This window comes from Streptomyces sp. V4I23 (assembly GCF_030817975.1).
Lineage (GTDB): Bacteria > Actinomycetota > Actinomycetes > Streptomycetales > Streptomycetaceae > Streptomyces.
Genome location: NZ_JAUSZW010000004.1, coordinates 6,056,262 through 6,070,903 on the forward strand (window position 1 = coordinate 6,056,262; position 14,642 = coordinate 6,070,903).

Consider the following 14,642-nt stretch of genomic DNA (forward strand, 5'->3'; position numbering starts at 1 on the left):
CCCGGAGGCTTGCTGGGATTTTCTCTGTCAGGGGTGTGCGTGACGGCCGTCGAGTCCCGACCCGCAGGGGTCGTCTTGACTCCCAGCCCGGGGGGCCATCGGCCGTTCGGTGCCCGCGTCAAGGCATTCGTGGCGCTGACCAAGCCGCGGATCATCGAGCTGCTGCTGATCACCACCGTGCCGGTGATGTTCCTGGCCGAGCAGGGTGTGCCGGACCTGTGGCTGGTGCTCGCGACCTGCCTCGGCGGTTACCTCTCCGCCGGTGGCGCCAACGCGCTCAACATGTACATCGACCGCGACATCGACGCCCTGATGGACCGCACGTCCCAGCGCCCGCTGGTCACCGGCATGGTGTCGCCGCGCGAGGGGCTGGTCTTCGGCCTCGCCCTCGCCGTGATCTCCACGCTCTGGTTCGGGCTGCTCGTCAACTGGCTGTCCGCCGCCCTGTCACTCGGCGCGCTGCTGTTCTACGTCGTCGTCTACACGATGATCCTCAAGCGCCGCACCGCGCAGAACATCGTCTGGGGCGGCATCGCCGGCTGCATGCCCGTGCTGATCGGCTGGTCCTCCGTGACCGACTCGATGTCGTGGGCCGCCGTCATCCTCTTCCTCGTCATCTTCTTCTGGACGCCGCCGCACTACTGGCCGCTGTCGATGAAGGTGAAGGAGGACTACGCCCGCGTCGGCGTCCCGATGCTCCCGGTCGTCGCCGGGAACAAGGTCGTCGCCCGGCAGATCGTGGTCTACAGCTGGGTGATGGTCGCCGTCTCGCTGCTGCTGACCCCGCTCGGCTACACCGGCTGGTTCTACACGGCCGTGGCGCTGGCGACCGGCGGCTGGTGGCTGTGGGAGGCCCACGCGCTGCAGAACCGCGCGAAGAGCGGGGCGACGGGCGGCAAGCTCAAGGAGATGCGGCTGTTCCACTGGTCGATCACCTATGTGTCGCTGCTCTTCGTGGCCGTGGCGGTGGACCCCTTCCTGCGCTAGGTCGCGTCCGCGCGGCGTGGGGCAGACCACGTCGCCCCGCAGTCGCCAAGCGATCTACCCGCCGGTAGCATCCTGGCCATGGCAGACACCCAGATTGACGAGAGCGCGCAGGACGCCAAGCAGGCCGCGAAGGCCGAGCGCAAGGCGGCGAAGCTCGCCAAGCAGATCCGGTCGTTCTCCGAGGCGCACGGCGGCGCCGAGGGCCAGCTCGCGTACATCGGGCAGATGGGCACCCGTATCGTGCTCGTCGGCGAGGACGGCGGCTGGGGCGACCTCGTCGCGCCGAGTCACGCCGTCGCCGTGAGCGCGGCCGAGAAGTCCGGGATCACGCTCCACGAGTCCTTCGACGGCGACTTCGCGGCGAAGGTCCGCACCGGCCCGTACGAGTGGACCCGCATGGCGGGCATCCAGGTCGGCGGCCCGTCCGGCCGCTGAGCAACACCTCGCACGGGGCTCACCCGTTAGGACTGTGGAAGCACGGTCCTAGACAGGGAGCTCCCGATGATCGACGCCGCGTCCTCAGTGCGTCTGGTCGACCAGTACTGCCACGGGGTGCTCCGTACGGAACTGGGCCTCGGCACCTTCGAGGCACTGCTCGGCCCCGGGGCCGGGACGCCGGCCGCGGGCACCACGTTCTTCGACAGCCAGACCGGCTTCGCCGTGCGGCGCTGGTGCCCGCCCCTGCTCGGGCTCGAGCCCCACTGCCCGCCCGCCCACTACCTGGCCCGCCGACGCGAGCTGGGAGCGATCGAGGCGGGCAGACGGCTGCTCCGGGGCACCGGCATCGACACCTACCTGGTCGACACCGGTCCTCCCGGGGACCTCGCCGGGCCGGGGGAGGTCGCCGCGGCTGGCGCGGCGGACGCCCGCGAGATCGTCCGCCTCGAACTGCTCGCCGAGCAGGTCGCCGACACCTCGGGCACGGTGGAGTCCTTCCTCGCGAACCTCGCCGAGGCGGTGCACGGGGCGGCCGGCTCCGCCGTCGCCTTCACCACCGTCGCCGCCGCGTCGGGCGGCGCCGCACGCGATCCGGAGCCGCCGGGGGCGGGGGAGGTGCGCGGGGCCGCGGACGCCTGGATCGCCGCCCGTCAGGCGGGCGACCCGCTGACCGACCCGGTGCTGCTGCGCCATCTCCTGTGGATCGCGATCGCGTCGGGCCTGCCGGTGCAGATGCACCTGGGCGTCGGCGACCCGGTGCTGCTCGCGGGGTTCGCGGCGGCGACAGCCGGTCTCGGCACCGATCTGGTGCTGCTGCACGGCTACCCGCACCACCGCAGCGCCGCCCGCCTGGCGAGCGAGTACCCGCACGTGTACGCCGATCTGGGGCCTGCCGTGACCCGCACGGGAGCGCGGGCGGCCGGGGTGCTGGCCGAGATCCTGGAGCTGGCCCCGTTCGGGAAACTGCTGTTCTCGAGCGGGGCGCGGGGCCTGCCGGAACTGCACGTGGTGGGCGCCCACATCTTCCGCGACGCGATGAGCCGGGTGCTCGGAGGCTGGGTGGAGGACGGCGCGTGGGCGCGGTCCGACGCGCAGCGCGTGGCGGGGATGCTCGCGGCGGGCAACGCGCGGCGGGTCTACGGGCTCACCGCCGGGTGACGCCCCCGCGGCGTCGGCGCGTCACACGGTGGACAGCGCGCCGTCCGGCCGGGACGGCGTCGCCGCGTCCGAGGACTCCCGCTCCCGCAGGCTCAGCGCCAGTCGCAGCACCGCGATCCACATCAGCGACGAGCCCAGCATGTGCACGCCCACCAGGATCTCGGGGACGTGGGTGAAGTACTGGACGTAACCGATCGCGCCCTGCGCCAGCACCACCAGGAGCAGGTCGCGTGCACGGGCCCTGAGGTCGTCCGGGGCGTCCACCACCCGCAGCACCAGCCACATCGCCACGGCGAGCGCGCACACCACCCACGCCGCGATCGCGTGGACGTGCGCGGCGTCCGCCCAGTCCCACGGCATACGCGGCACGTCGCTGCTGTCGCCCGCGTGCTTCCCGGAGCCCGTCACCAACGTGCCCAGCACGATCAGCACCGCGGAGACCGCGACGATCGCCCACGACAGCTTGCGCACCGGGCGCGGCACCCGAGGACGCGGCGCCGCGTCCCCCTCGCCGGTGCGCACCCAGGTGACGGTCGCGACCGTCAGGAGCGCGTTGGCCAGCAGGAAGTGCCCGGCGACGGACCACGGGTTCAGGCCGGCCCAGACCGTGATGCCGCCGATGACGGCGTTGCCCAGGACGATCCAGAACTGCAGCCACGCGAGCCGGGTCAGCCCCCGGCGCCGCGGCTTGACGGACCGCACCGCGATGATCGCCCAGCCCACCGCGGCCGACAGCACGTACGTCAGCATCCGGTTGCCGAACTCGATCGCGCCGTGGAGGCCTTGCTCGGGCGTGGCGAAGAGGCTGTCGTCCGTGCACTTGGGCCAGGTGTCGCAGCCCAGACCGGAGCCGGTCAGCCGGACGGCACCGCCCGTGACGACGATGAGCACGGTCATCAGGACGGCGGAGAGCGCCGCACGTCGCAGGATTGTGGGCGACGGTGTCCAGCGCTGGGCGATATAGGCGAGGGGGGTCTGCACGGGCCCTATCGTAGGCGGGGGCTTGTGCACCGATTCACGAGGGGTCGGGCGCGGGCGGGAACGTCATCCGCAAGCGTGCCCCGTCCAGGTGGTCCTCCTCCTCCCACCACAGGGCGAACCGCCACGGCACCCCGTCCGGCGGCCGGTCCGGCGAGTGCTGGAACGCATCGGTCAGATCGGCGGCGACCGCATCCGCCGTGCGGTCCGTCACCGCGTCCGTCCCGCGCCACGGACACGCCAACGGCGTCCACGTCCCGTCGTCCGCGCGCAGGTCGAACCGCCACACCGCCCGCCACGAGCGGGCCCGCAGGATGCGCCGCACCTCGGTCCGCTCCAGCGCCAGCCCCTCCGCGATCGCGTCCTTGGCCACGCCCTCGATCCGAGCGGCCAGGACCGCGAGCGGTACCAGCCGCTCGGGCAGCAGTTCGCGCTTGTGCAACTGCGTGAGTCCACCCTCGAAGGGGCAGCGCCGCAGCCTGCGCTCCAGCTGGTCCCCGAGATGGCCCAGCACGGCCGCGTGCGCGCGCTCGGCCGGCTCGGGCGTCCACACGGCGTGGAACGCCCGCTCGGCCCGTACCGCCCACTCCGCCGCGTCCACCGGCCGGCCGAGCTCCTCCAGCCGGTCGCCGAGAAAGGCGTACGCCTGGGCGAGCCCCTCCCGGTTGCGCGGCTCGTCCCGGTCGAGGCCCTCCCACACGGCGATGGCCCGGTGGGTGGCCTCGACGGCGGCGAGGCCCGCGAGCCGGTCCTCGGCCGGCGGCTGCTCACCGTGCGGACGGAAGGCGTAGCGCGGCAGCCCGAGCTCGTCGCTGAGCGGCTCCGCGAGGTAGACGGCCTGGCTGATGAGGGCCCTGGCGTACCAGCGGGCGTGCTCGTCGTCGTGCCGCGCGGGCTCCGCGCAGTGCCGTACGGCCTGGTCGACCGCGGCCAGCGCGTCCGTGCGGCTGCCGGTGTCGAAGTGGTGCCGCGCCAGATCGCCGTACCGAAGGCTCAGTCTGGCGGTCAGGGACAGATCGTCCGCCGCGTGCGGGGCGAGGGCGGCGATGAGATCCGTCAGCATGCGCTCGCGTGCGCGGGGCGAGGCGCCGGGCCGGCCGGCCCTGATCTTCGCCCACTCGGCATCCAGCCGCAGTGCGGCAGTCCGCTCCATCCAGACCTCCAGTCGTGCGGGTCCCGACGGGAGCATCCTGGCGCGCGCCTCACTCCCAGCGGAAGAGCCGGGCGGCCGCCCCGAGTCCGAGCAGTGCCCATACGGAGAGGATTCCTAGATCGCCCCAGGGCATGCCCGCGCCGTTCTGCAGAACGTCACGGAGTCCGTCGGACAGCGCCGAGATCGGCAGCAGGGCGAGGGCGGAGGCGACGGCGCCCGGGAACCTGTCCAGCGGAACGATCACGCCGCCGCCCACGAGGAGCAGCAGGAACACGAGGTTCGCGGCGGCCAGGGTCGCCTCCGCCCTGAGCGTCCCGGCCATCAGCAGCCCGAGCCCGGAGAAGGCCGCGGTGCCGAGGACGAGCAGCAGGAGCACGGCGAACGGGTTGCCGTGCGGGGACCAGCCGAGCGCGAAGGCGATCACGGTCAGCAGCACGATCTGCAGGATCTCGGTGACCAGGACCGAGAGCGTCTTGGCGCACATGAGCGCCCAGCGCGGCAGGGGCGAGGCGCCCAGCCGCTTGAGCACCCCGTACCGCCGCTCGAAACCGGTCGCGATCGCCTGGCCGGTGAAGGCCGTGGACATCACGGCGAGCGCGAGGACGCCGGGGGCGAGGAAGTCGACGGGCTCGCCGTCGCCGGTGTCGACGATGTCGACGGTCGAGAAGAGCACCAGCAGCAGCGACGGAATGACCACGGTGAGCAGCAGCTGTTCGCCGTTGCGCAGCAGCATCCTGGTCTCGAAGGCGGCCTGCGCCGCGATCATGCGGGTCAGCGGCGCCGCGCCCGGCCTCGGCGTGTACGTACCGGCGCTCATCCGCGCAGCTCCTTGCCCGTCAGCGTGAGGAAGACGTCCTCCAGCGTGTGGCGTTCGACCGAGATGCCGTCCGGCATCACGCCGTGCTGGGCGCACCAGGTCGTGACCGTCGCCAGCAGTTGCGGGTCGACCTGGCCGCTGATCCGGTACGCGCCCGGCGTCAGCTCGGCGGCTGCCGTGCCGTCCGGGAGCGCCTTGAGGAGCGAGCCGAGGTCGAGCCCGGGGCGACCGGTGAAGCGCAGGGTGTTCTCGGCGCCGCCACGGCACAGCTCCTCCGTGGTGCCCCGGGCTATCACCCGGCCCGCGTCGACGATCGCGACGTCGTCCGCGAGCTCCTCGGCCTCGTCCATGAAGTGCGTGGTCAAGACGGTGGTGACGCCGTCGGCGCGCAGTTCGCGCACCAGCTCCCAGGTGGCCCGGCGGGCCTGCGGGTCGAGCCCGGCGGTCGGTTCGTCGAGGAACACGAGCTCCGGCCGGCCGACGACGGCCAAGGCGAGCGCGAGCCGCTGCTGCTGGCCGCCGGACAGGCGGCGGTAGGTCGTGCGGCCGCAGCTGCCGAGTCCGAGCCGTTCGATCAGGGCGTCCACGTCCAGTGGGTGGGCGTGCAGCTTCGCCATGTGGCGCAGCATCTCGTCGGCGCGGGCGCCCGAGTACACGCCGCCGGACTGGAGCATCACGCCGATCCGGGGGCGCAGCCGGGCCGCGTCGGCGACGGGATCGAGGCCGAGGACGCGCACCGTGCCGGCGTCGGCGCGGCGGTAGCCCTCGCAGGTCTCGACCGTGGTGGTCTTGCCGGCTCCGTTGGGGCCGAGCACGGCGGTCACGGATCCGGTGGCGACGTCGAGGTCCAGGCCGTCCACCGCGGTCTTCGATCCGTACCGTTTGACCAGGCCCCGGATCTGGACGGCGGACTCGTTGCTCATGCGGGAAGTCTAAGGACCCGCCCGGACCGCTCGGGCCGCGGCCCCGGACCCCGCCGACGCGCACCGGCCGCGGCCGGGTCACGGGCCGGCCTGACCGGGGCCGTGGCTTTCCCTGACCGGGCCGGCCACGGTGAGGCGGCCGGAACGGGGAAGGATCACCGTATGCCCGTGCTCATCGGCACCTCCGGGTGGCAGTACAGGGACTGGCGCGGCGTCCTCTATCCCGAGGGCGTGCCCCAGCGGCTCTGGCTGGAGGAGTACGCGCGCCGCTTCGTGACCGTCGAGAACAACAACGCCTTCTACCGGCTGCCCGAGCGCAGGACCTTCGCCGAATGGCGTGAGCGCACGCCCGACGGCTTCGTCATGGCGGTGAAGGTCAGCCGGTTCCTCACCCACATCAAGCGGCTGAAGGATCCCGAGGAGCCCGTCGAGCGGCTCATGGGCCGCGCCGAGGCGCTGGGGGAGCGGCTGGGGCCCGTCCTGCTGCAGCTGCCGCCCACGCTCCGCGCCGACGCCCGGGCGCTGGACGCCGTGCTCGCCTGCTTCCCGCGCGGGGTGCGCGTGGCCGTCGAACCGCGCCACGACTCGTGGTGGACGGACGAGATCGCCGGGGTGCTGGCGGCCCGGGGCGCCGCCCTGTGCTGGGCGGACCGCGGCTCGCGGCCGGTGACCCCGCTGTGGCGGACGGCCGACTGGGGCTATCTGCGCTTCCACGAGGGCCGGGCGAGGCCGTGGCCGGGGTACGGGCGGCAGGCGCTCGCGTCCTGGGCGGACCGGCTGGCCGACGCCTGGCCCGACCGGGCGGACGTGTACGCGTTCTTCAACAACGACCAGGGCGGCGCGGCCGTCCGGGACGCGGCCGCGTTCACGCGGGCGGTGGTCGCGCGGGGCCGGACGGCGGTCCCTCCGGCGGCGGAGGGGGCGGGGCGCGAGCACCCCGGCGGACCTGCGAAGCAGGCGTCCGAGTGATCATTTCCGCAGGTCAGATTAGGTATACCTAAGTGACGCACGGCACCGTGCGGTGATCCGGACGCGGCTTGTCACTCTCTGAGGAATTACGCAACAATGGCGTTGTGAAAAACGTAGGCGAGGCTCCCCACGAGGAACTCGCGACCGGTGAGCGCTCCACGCGCAACCGCGTCGCGCGGTCCATCCTGGACCACGGCCCGTCCACCGTGGCCGACCTCGCGGGCCGTCTCGGACTCACGCAGGCAGCCGTCCGCCGTCACCTCGACTCGCTCGTCTCCGACAATGTCGTCGAGGCACGCGAGCAGCGCGTCTACGGCGCGCGCACGCGCGGGCGCCCCGCCAAGGTGTTCGCCCTGACCGACTGCGGCCGCGACGCCTTCGACCAGTCGTACGACACGCTGGCCGTCGACGCCCTGCGCTGGATCGAGCAGCACGCCGGAGGAGAGTCGGCCGTCGCCGCGTTCGCCCGGGACCGGATCGAGGCCCAGGCCGACGCCTATCGCGCCGCCGTCGAGGCCGCGGCCCCCGAGGAGCGCACCGAAGCGCTGGCCAAGGCTCTCAGCGCCGACGGGTACGCTGCTACGGCCCGTACCGCGCCGGTCGGCGAGCAGCTCTGCCAGCACCATTGCCCGGTCGCCCACGCGGCCGAGAAGTACCCGCAGCTGTGCGAGGCGGAGACCGAGTTCTTCTCGAAGCTCCTCGGGACGCACGTGCAGCGGCTCGCCACGATCGCCCACGGCGACGGCGTCTGCACGACGTTCATCCCGCGCGGCTCTCCCCAGAGCGGCGCCGCACAGACCACCACATCACCAGCATCTGCAAGCACGGCCGGGAGGAACCCCGCATGACTCTCCCCACGGAGACTGCCCACCCCGAACTCGAGGGTCTGGGTAAGTACGAATTCGGCTGGGCCGACTCCGACGAGGCCGGCGCCGCTGCCAAGCGCGGTCTCAACGAGGACGTCGTCCGGGACATCTCCGCGAAGAAGAACGAGCCGGAGTGGATGCTGAAGCTGCGGCTGAAGGGTCTGCGGCTGTTCGACAAGAAGCCGATGCCGAGCTGGGGCTCGGACCTGTCGGGCATCGACTTCGACAACATCAAGTACTTCGTGCGCTCCACCGAGGCCCAGGCCGCCTCCTGGGAGGACCTTCCCGAGGACATCAAGAACACCTACGACAAGCTCGGCATCCCCGAGGCGGAGAAGCAGCGCCTGGTCGCCGGTGTCGCCGCCCAGTACGAGTCCGAGGTCGTCTACCACCAGATCCGCGAGGACCTGGAGGCGCAGGGCGTCATCTTCCTCGACACCGACACCGCGCTGAAGGAGCACCCGGAGCTCTTCCAGGAGTACTTCGGCACGGTCATCCCGGTCGGTGACAACAAGTTCGCGTCGCTGAACACGGCGGTCTGGTCCGGCGGGTCGTTCATCTACGTCCCCAAGGGCGTCCACGTGGACATCCCGCTGCAGGCCTACTTCCGTATCAACACGGAGAACATGGGCCAGTTCGAGCGGACGCTGATCATCGTCGACGAGGACGCCTACGTCCACTACGTCGAGGGCTGCACCGCTCCGATCTACTCCTCGGACTCGCTGCACAGCGCCGTGGTCGAGATCATCGTCAAGAAGGGCGGCCGCTGCCGCTACACGACCATCCAGAACTGGTCGAACAACGTCTACAACCTGGTCACCAAGCGCGCCGTGGCGTACGAGGGCGCGACGATGGAGTGGGTCGACGGCAACATCGGCTCCAAGGTGACGATGAAGTACCCGGCCGTCTACCTCATGGGCGAGCACGCCAAGGGCGAGACCCTGTCCATCGCCTTCGCGGGCGAGGGCCAGCACCAGGACGCCGGCGCCAAGATGGTCCACATGGCCCCGAACACCTCGTCGAACATCGTCTCCAAGTCGGTGGCGCGAGGCGGCGGCCGCACCTCGTACCGCGGTCTGATCGAGATCGGCGAGGGCGCCCCGGGCTCCAAGTCCAACGTGCTCTGCGACGCGCTGCTGGTCGACACGATCTCGCGCTCCGACACCTACCCGTACGTCGATGTCCGCGAGGACGACGTCTCCATGGGCCACGAGGCCACCGTCTCCAAGGTCTCCGAGGACCAGCTCTTCTACCTGATGAGCCGCGGTCTGTCCGAGGACGAGGCGATGGCGATGATCGTGCGCGGCTTCGTCGAGCCGATCGCCAAGGAACTCCCCATGGAGTACGCGCTGGAGCTCAACCGGCTGATCGAGCTGCAGATGGAAGGCGCGGTGGGCTGAGGCGCCCCGCCGACCCGATCACGTCCCTGGGGCTCACGCGGTGAGCCCCGTGAGCGGACCCCGGGCAGACCGGCCGCAGCCGGAGCCACAGGCTCCGGCCCGCGGCGGCCCCGCGGGCGAGCACACGCACTGAACGCAGAAAGCGAGCAGACCGACAGCCATGGCTGAGGCTCAGAATATCCCGGTGGGCTCCACCACCGCCGGCTCGATCGCGGTGGCCGCCGAATCGACCGTCGCCACCCGCATGAGTGCGCCCCCGTCGTTCGACGTGGCGGACTTCCCGGTTCCGCACGGCCGCGAGGAGGAGTGGCGCTTCACTCCCCTGGAGCGCCTCGCCGGACTGCACGACGGCACCGCCGTCGCCACCGGCACCGGCGTCAAGGTCGCGATCGACGTCCCCGACGGCGTCGTCGTCGAGACCGTCGGCCGCGACGACGCGCGGCTCGGCAAGGCGGGCACCCCGGTGGACCGCGTCGCCGCCCAGGCGTACTCCTCCTTCGAGCAGGCCTCGGTCGTCACCGTGCCCAAGGAGACCGTGCTCGCCGAGCCGATCCGCATCGCGGTGCACGGCGAGGGCGGTGTCGCCTTCGGCCACCAGGTCGTCGAGCTCGGCGCGTTCGCCGAGGCCGTCGTGGTCATCGACCACACCGGCGACGCGGTGCTCGCCGCCAACGTGGACTACGTCCTCGGCGACGGCGCCAAGCTCACCGTCGTCTCCGTCCAGGACTGGGACGACAAGGCCGTCCACGTCGCCCAGCACAACGCGCTGGTCGGCCGCGACGCCTCCTTCAAGTCCGTCGTCGTCACCTTCGGCGGCGACCTCGTGCGCCTCCACCCGCGGGTCGCCTACGCCGGCACCGGCGGCGAGGCCGAGCTCTTCGGTCTGTACTTCACCGACAAGGGCCAGCACCAGGAGCACCGCCTCCTCGTCGACCACAACACCCCGCACTGCAAGTCCAACGCGGTGTACAAGGGCGCTCTCCAGGGCGACGACGCCCACGCGGTGTGGATCGGCGACGTCCTCATCCGGGCCGCGGCCGAGGGCACCGACACGTACGAGATGAACCGCAACCTCGTCCTCACGGACGGCGCGCGCGTCGACTCCGTGCCGAACCTCGAGATCGAGACCGGCGAGATCGCCGGCGCCGGCCACGCCTCCGCCACCGGCCGCTTCGACGACGAGCAGCTCTTCTACCTGATGGCCCGCGGCATCCCGGAGGCCGAGGCCCGCCGCCTGGTCGTCCGCGGCTTCTTCGCGGAGCTCGTCCAGCAGATCGGTCTGCCGGACGTCGAGGAGCGCCTCATCGCCAAGATCGAGGCCGAGCTGGAGGCTTCCGTCTGATGGCCTTCGTCCGAGCCTGTGGGCTGAGCGAGCTGGAGGAGGACACCCCGAAGCGGGTGGAACTCGACGGCACGCCGGTCTCCATCGTCCACACCGAGGGCGAGGTGTTCGCGATCTACGACATCTGCTCGCACGCGAACGTCTCGCTGTCGGAGGGCGAGGTGGAGGACTGCCAGATCGAGTGCTGGCTGCACGGATCGGCCTTCGACCTCCGCACCGGCAAGCCGTCCGGCCTTCCGGCGACGCGCCCTGTGCCCGTATACCCCGTAAAGATCGAAGGGGACGATGTTCTCGTCTCCGTCACACAGGAGAACTGAAGTCCCCATGGCAACGCTTGAAATCCGCGACCTGCGCGTCTCCGTCGAGGCCGACAACGCCACCAAGGAGATCCTCAAGGGCGTCGACCTGACCGTGAAGCAGGGCGAGACCCACGCCATCATGGGCCCGAACGGCTCCGGCAAGTCGACCCTCGCGTACTCCCTCGCGGGCCACCCCAAGTACACGATCACCGGTGGCACCGTGACCCTGGACGGCGAGGACGTCCTGGAGATGTCCGTCGACGAGCGCGCCCGCGCCGGCGTCTTCCTCGCCATGCAGTACCCGGTCGAGGTCCCCGGCGTCTCGGTCTCCAACTTCCTGCGCACCTCCGCCACCGCCATCCGCGGCGAGGCCCCCAAGCTGCGCACGTGGGTGAAGGAGGTCAAGGAGTCCATGGAGCGTCTGCACATGGACCCGGCCTTCGCCGAGCGCAACGTCAACGAGGGCTTCTCCGGCGGTGAGAAGAAGCGCCACGAGATCCTCCAGCTGGAGCTCCTCAAGCCGAAGATCGCGATCCTCGACGAGACCGACTCGGGTCTCGACGTCGACGCCCTGCGCATCGTCTCCGAGGGCGTCAACCGCGTCCGCGAGACCGGCGAGGTCGGCACCCTGCTGATCACGCACTACACGCGCATCCTGCGCTACATCAAGCCCGACTTCGTCCACGTCTTCTCCGGCGGCCGCATCGTCGAGTCCGGCGGTGCCGAGCTGGCCGACAAGCTGGAGGCCGAGGGGTACGAGTCCTACACGAAGGGTGGCGTATCCGCGTGACACATCTGCCGGGCCTCCTCGACACCGAGGCGATCCGCAAGGACTTCCCGATCCTCGACCGGGTGCTCCACGACGGCAAGAAGCTCGTCTACCTGGACAACGCGGCGACATCCCAGACGCCGCGCCAGGTGATCGACGTGCTCAGCGAGTACTACGAGCAGCACAACGCCAACGTGCACCGCGGCGTGCACGTGCTGGCCGAGGAGGCCACGGCGCTGTACGAGGGCGCGCGCGACAAGGTCGCCGCCTTCATCAACGCGCCGAGCCGCAACGAGGTGATCTTCACCAAGAACGCCTCCGAGGCGCTCAACCTCGTCGCCAACATGCTCGGCTGGGCCGACGAGCCCTACCGGGTGGACAGCGACACCGAGGTCGTCATCACCGAGATGGAGCACCACTCCAACATCGTTCCGTGGCAGCTGCTCGCGCAGCGCACCGGCGCGAAGCTGAAGTGGTTCGGCCTCACCGACGACGGCAGGCTCGACCTGTCGAACATCGACGAGGTCATCACCGAGAAGACGAAGATCGTCTCCTTCACGCTGGTCTCCAACATCATGGGCACCGTCAACCCGGTCGAGGCGATCGTCCGCCGCGCCCAGGAGGTCGGCGCGCTGGTCCTGATCGACGCCTCGCAGGCCGCCCCGCACATGGTGCTGGACGTGCAGGCGCTGCAGGCCGACTTCGTGGCCTTCACCGGCCACAAGATGTGCGGTCCGACCGGCATCGGTGTGCTGTGGGGCCGGCAGGAGCTGCTGGAGGACCTGCCGCCGTTCCTCGGTGGCGGCGAGATGATCGAGACCGTCTCGATGCACTCGTCCACGTACGCTCCCGCGCCGCACAAGTTCGAGGCGGGTACGCCCCCGATCGCGCAGGCCGTCGGCCTCGGCGCGGCCGTGGACTACCTCACCTCGATCGGCATGGACAAGATCGCCCAGCATGAGCACGTGCTCACCGAGTACGCGGTGAAGCGGCTCCTGGAGGTGCCCGACCTCCGGATCATCGGCCCGACCACGGCCGAGGACCGCGGCGCCGCGATCTCGTTCACGCTCGGTGACATCCACCCGCACGACGTGGGCCAGGTCCTGGACGAGCAGGGCATCGCGGTCCGGGTCGGCCACCACTGCGCGCGGCCGGTCTGCCTGCGGTACGGAATTCCTGCGACCACGCGGGCGTCGTTCTATCTGTACTCCACGCCGGCCGAGGTCGACGCCCTGGTCGACGGCCTGGAGCACGTACGGAACTTCTTCGGGTAGGGGTTGGTCGTGAAGCTGGATTCGATGTACCAGGACGTCATCCTGGACCACTACAAGCACCCGCACGGCCGGGGCTTGCGGGACGGTGACGCCGAGGTGCACCACGTCAACCCCACCTGCGGTGACGAGATCACGCTGCGGGTGAAGTACGACGGGTCGCGCATCGCGGACGTGTCGTACGAGGGCCAGGGATGTTCGATCAGCCAGGCCTCCGCCTCCGTGCTGAACGAGCTCCTCGTCGGCAAGGAGCTCGCCGAGGCGCAGAAGATCCAGGGCACCTTCCTGGAGCTGATGCAGTCCAAGGGCCAGATCGAGCCGGACGACGCGATGGAGGAGGTGCTGGAGGACGCGGTCGCGTTCGCCGGTGTCTCCAAGTACCCGGCTCGCGTGAAGTGCGCGCTGCTGAGCTGGATGGCGTGGAAGGACGCGACCGCCCAGGCGCTGGGCGACGGCACCGACGCCGAGAGGAAGACGGCATGACCGAGAACGCTGGGGCGGCGCTGAAGCCTGCCTCCGAGGAAGAGATCCGCGAGGCGCTGTACGACGTCGTCGACCCCGAGCTGGGCATCGACGTCGTCAACCTGGGCCTGATCTACGGCATCCACATCGACGACTCCAATGTCGCGACCCTCGACATGACGCTGACGTCGGCGGCCTGTCCGCTGACGGACGTCATCGAGGACCAGGCGAAGGCCGCGACGGACGGCATCGTCAGCGAGCTGAAGATCAACTGGGTCTGGATGCCGCCGTGGGGTCCGGACAAGATCACGGACGACGGCCGCGAGCAGCTGCGCGCGCTCGGCTTCAACGTCTGATCCGGGCGATCTCCCGGGAACGGCCATGCCCTCCCCCGAGCTCTGCGAGCAGGGGGCACCCCCCAGCAGACTGGAGGGCATGGCCGTTTCTCTGTACCAGATCGCGATCGACTGTCATGACGCCGCCGCGCTCGCCCGGTTCTGGACGCGGGTCCTCGACTGGCAGATCGTCTACGAGGATCCCGAGGAGATCGTCATCGGGGCCGACCCGAGCGCGCTGCCGGGAATCGTGTTCCTCACCGTGCCCGAGACCAAGACCGTGAAGAACCGGCTGCACATCGACCTCACCCCCGACGACCAGGGTGCCGAGGTCGAGAGGATCATCGCGCTCGGAGCGCGGCGTGCGGACGTCGGGCAGGGGGACGACATCACCTGGGTGGTCCTCACCGACCCCGAGGGCAACGAGTTCTGCGTGCTGCGGCCGAAGAAGACCCTGCTCGACTGACGCCAGGGC

General features: G+C 70.9%; 17 protein-coding genes. 13 read left to right on the forward strand and 4 right to left on the reverse strand.

Features of this window, described 5'->3' with window-relative positions; translation table 11 throughout:
- Positions 1-39: 39 nt before the first annotated feature.
- The 3 genes from QFZ82_RS29775 (at position 40) to QFZ82_RS29785 (ending at position 2,583) form a co-directional block, all read left to right on the forward strand.
- A complete protein-coding gene (locus QFZ82_RS29775; RefSeq protein ID WP_307716074.1) occupies positions 40-987 on the forward strand; it encodes a heme o synthase in 948 nt (315 codons plus the stop codon).
- A gap of 78 nt (positions 988-1,065) precedes the next feature.
- The gene (locus tag QFZ82_RS29780) at positions 1,066-1,422 is read left to right on the forward strand and encodes a hypothetical protein (protein WP_307716075.1); all 357 of its coding nucleotides are present in this window, start codon (positions 1,066-1,068) and stop codon (positions 1,420-1,422) included.
- A gap of 66 nt (positions 1,423-1,488) precedes the next feature.
- Positions 1,489-2,583: an amidohydrolase family protein gene (locus QFZ82_RS29785; protein ID WP_307716076.1), complete on the forward strand. Its 1,095-nt coding sequence runs from the start codon at positions 1,489-1,491 to the stop codon at positions 2,581-2,583.
- Between the two features lie 21 nt (positions 2,584-2,604).
- Here QFZ82_RS29785 and QFZ82_RS29790 read toward each other — a convergent pair whose 3' ends face one another.
- Genes QFZ82_RS29790 through QFZ82_RS29805 form a run of 4 tightly spaced genes read right to left on the reverse strand, consistent with a single transcriptional unit; the run spans position 2,605 to position 6,454 of the window.
- Complete coding sequence (locus QFZ82_RS29790) at positions 2,605-3,594, reverse strand: heme A synthase (protein WP_307716077.1); 990 nt, start codon at positions 3,592-3,594, stop codon at positions 2,605-2,607.
- Positions 3,595-3,598: 4 nt separating this feature from the next.
- On the reverse strand, positions 3,599-4,714 hold the full coding sequence (locus QFZ82_RS29795) for a hypothetical protein (RefSeq protein WP_307716078.1): 1,116 nt from the start codon (positions 4,712-4,714) through the stop codon (positions 3,599-3,601).
- A gap of 49 nt (positions 4,715-4,763) precedes the next feature.
- Positions 4,764-5,531 (reverse strand): ABC transporter permease, encoded by a 768-nt coding sequence (locus tag QFZ82_RS29800; RefSeq protein ID WP_307716079.1) that lies wholly within the window; start codon positions 5,529-5,531, stop codon positions 4,764-4,766.
- The gene (locus tag QFZ82_RS29805) at positions 5,528-6,454 is read right to left on the reverse strand and encodes an ABC transporter ATP-binding protein (protein WP_307716080.1); all 927 of its coding nucleotides are present in this window, start codon (positions 6,452-6,454) and stop codon (positions 5,528-5,530) included. The genes QFZ82_RS29800 and QFZ82_RS29805 overlap by 4 nt, the downstream gene beginning before the upstream one ends.
- Before the next feature lie 162 nt (positions 6,455-6,616).
- On the opposite strand from QFZ82_RS29805, the gene QFZ82_RS29810 reads away from it, so the two are divergent.
- The 10 genes from QFZ82_RS29810 (at position 6,617) to QFZ82_RS29855 (ending at position 14,633) form a co-directional block, all read left to right on the forward strand.
- A complete protein-coding gene (locus tag QFZ82_RS29810) occupies positions 6,617-7,423 on the forward strand; it encodes a DUF72 domain-containing protein (RefSeq protein WP_307716081.1) in 807 nt (268 codons plus the stop codon).
- A gap of 104 nt (positions 7,424-7,527) precedes the next feature.
- A complete protein-coding gene (locus tag QFZ82_RS29815; protein ID WP_177148859.1) occupies positions 7,528-8,271 on the forward strand; it encodes a metalloregulator ArsR/SmtB family transcription factor in 744 nt (247 codons plus the stop codon).
- Positions 8,268-9,689 (forward strand): Fe-S cluster assembly protein SufB, encoded by a 1,422-nt coding sequence (sufB, locus tag QFZ82_RS29820; protein WP_307716082.1) that lies wholly within the window; start codon positions 8,268-8,270, stop codon positions 9,687-9,689. The genes QFZ82_RS29815 and sufB overlap by 4 nt, the downstream gene beginning before the upstream one ends.
- A 160-nt stretch (positions 9,690-9,849) precedes the next feature.
- Positions 9,850-11,031, forward strand: a complete 1,182-nt coding sequence (gene sufD / locus QFZ82_RS29825) for a Fe-S cluster assembly protein SufD (protein ID WP_307716083.1) — start codon at positions 9,850-9,852, stop codon at positions 11,029-11,031.
- Positions 11,031-11,348: a non-heme iron oxygenase ferredoxin subunit gene (locus QFZ82_RS29830; RefSeq protein WP_177148862.1), complete on the forward strand. Its 318-nt coding sequence runs from the start codon at positions 11,031-11,033 to the stop codon at positions 11,346-11,348. Before sufD ends, QFZ82_RS29830 begins: the two co-directional genes overlap by 1 nt.
- A gap of 7 nt (positions 11,349-11,355) precedes the next feature.
- A complete protein-coding gene (sufC, locus tag QFZ82_RS29835) occupies positions 11,356-12,120 on the forward strand; it encodes a Fe-S cluster assembly ATPase SufC (RefSeq protein ID WP_307716084.1) in 765 nt (254 codons plus the stop codon).
- Positions 12,117-13,373: a cysteine desulfurase gene (locus QFZ82_RS29840; protein WP_307716085.1), complete on the forward strand. Its 1,257-nt coding sequence runs from the start codon at positions 12,117-12,119 to the stop codon at positions 13,371-13,373. The genes sufC and QFZ82_RS29840 overlap by 4 nt, the downstream gene beginning before the upstream one ends.
- Positions 13,374-13,382: 9 nt before the next feature.
- On the forward strand, positions 13,383-13,853 hold the full coding sequence (gene sufU / locus QFZ82_RS29845; protein WP_307716086.1) for a Fe-S cluster assembly sulfur transfer protein SufU: 471 nt from the start codon (positions 13,383-13,385) through the stop codon (positions 13,851-13,853).
- On the forward strand, positions 13,850-14,188 hold the full coding sequence (locus tag QFZ82_RS29850; protein ID WP_177148866.1) for a metal-sulfur cluster assembly factor: 339 nt from the start codon (positions 13,850-13,852) through the stop codon (positions 14,186-14,188). The genes sufU and QFZ82_RS29850 overlap by 4 nt, the downstream gene beginning before the upstream one ends.
- A 79-nt stretch (positions 14,189-14,267) precedes the next feature.
- Entirely contained in the window at positions 14,268-14,633 is a 366-nt protein-coding gene (locus QFZ82_RS29855; protein WP_307716087.1) for a VOC family protein, read from the forward strand.
- The last annotated feature ends 9 nt before the right edge of the window (positions 14,634-14,642 follow it).

Coding starts and splice junctions, on each gene's coding strand:
- QFZ82_RS29780 (WP_307716075.1), top strand. CDS start 1,066: ATGGCAGACACCCAGATTGACGAGAGCGCGCAGGACGCCAAGCAGGCC.
- QFZ82_RS29785 (WP_307716076.1), top strand. CDS start 1,489: ATGATCGACGCCGCGTCCTCAGTGCGTCTGGTCGACCAGTACTGCCAC.
- QFZ82_RS29795 (WP_307716078.1), bottom strand. CDS start 4,714: ATGGAGCGGACTGCCGCACTGCGGCTGGATGCCGAGTGGGCGAAGATC.
- QFZ82_RS29800 (WP_307716079.1), bottom strand. CDS start 5,531: ATGAGCGCCGGTACGTACACGCCGAGGCCGGGCGCGGCGCCGCTGACC.
- QFZ82_RS29805 (WP_307716080.1), bottom strand. CDS start 6,454: ATGAGCAACGAGTCCGCCGTCCAGATCCGGGGCCTGGTCAAACGGTAC.
- QFZ82_RS29810 (WP_307716081.1), top strand. CDS start 6,617: ATGCCCGTGCTCATCGGCACCTCCGGGTGGCAGTACAGGGACTGGCGC.
- sufB (WP_307716082.1), top strand. CDS start 8,268: ATGACTCTCCCCACGGAGACTGCCCACCCCGAACTCGAGGGTCTGGGT.
- sufD (WP_307716083.1), top strand. CDS start 9,850: ATGGCTGAGGCTCAGAATATCCCGGTGGGCTCCACCACCGCCGGCTCG.
- QFZ82_RS29830 (WP_177148862.1), top strand. CDS start 11,031: ATGGCCTTCGTCCGAGCCTGTGGGCTGAGCGAGCTGGAGGAGGACACC.
- sufC (WP_307716084.1), top strand. CDS start 11,356: ATGGCAACGCTTGAAATCCGCGACCTGCGCGTCTCCGTCGAGGCCGAC.
- QFZ82_RS29850 (WP_177148866.1), top strand. CDS start 13,850: ATGACCGAGAACGCTGGGGCGGCGCTGAAGCCTGCCTCCGAGGAAGAG.
- QFZ82_RS29855 (WP_307716087.1), top strand. CDS start 14,268: ATGGCCGTTTCTCTGTACCAGATCGCGATCGACTGTCATGACGCCGCC.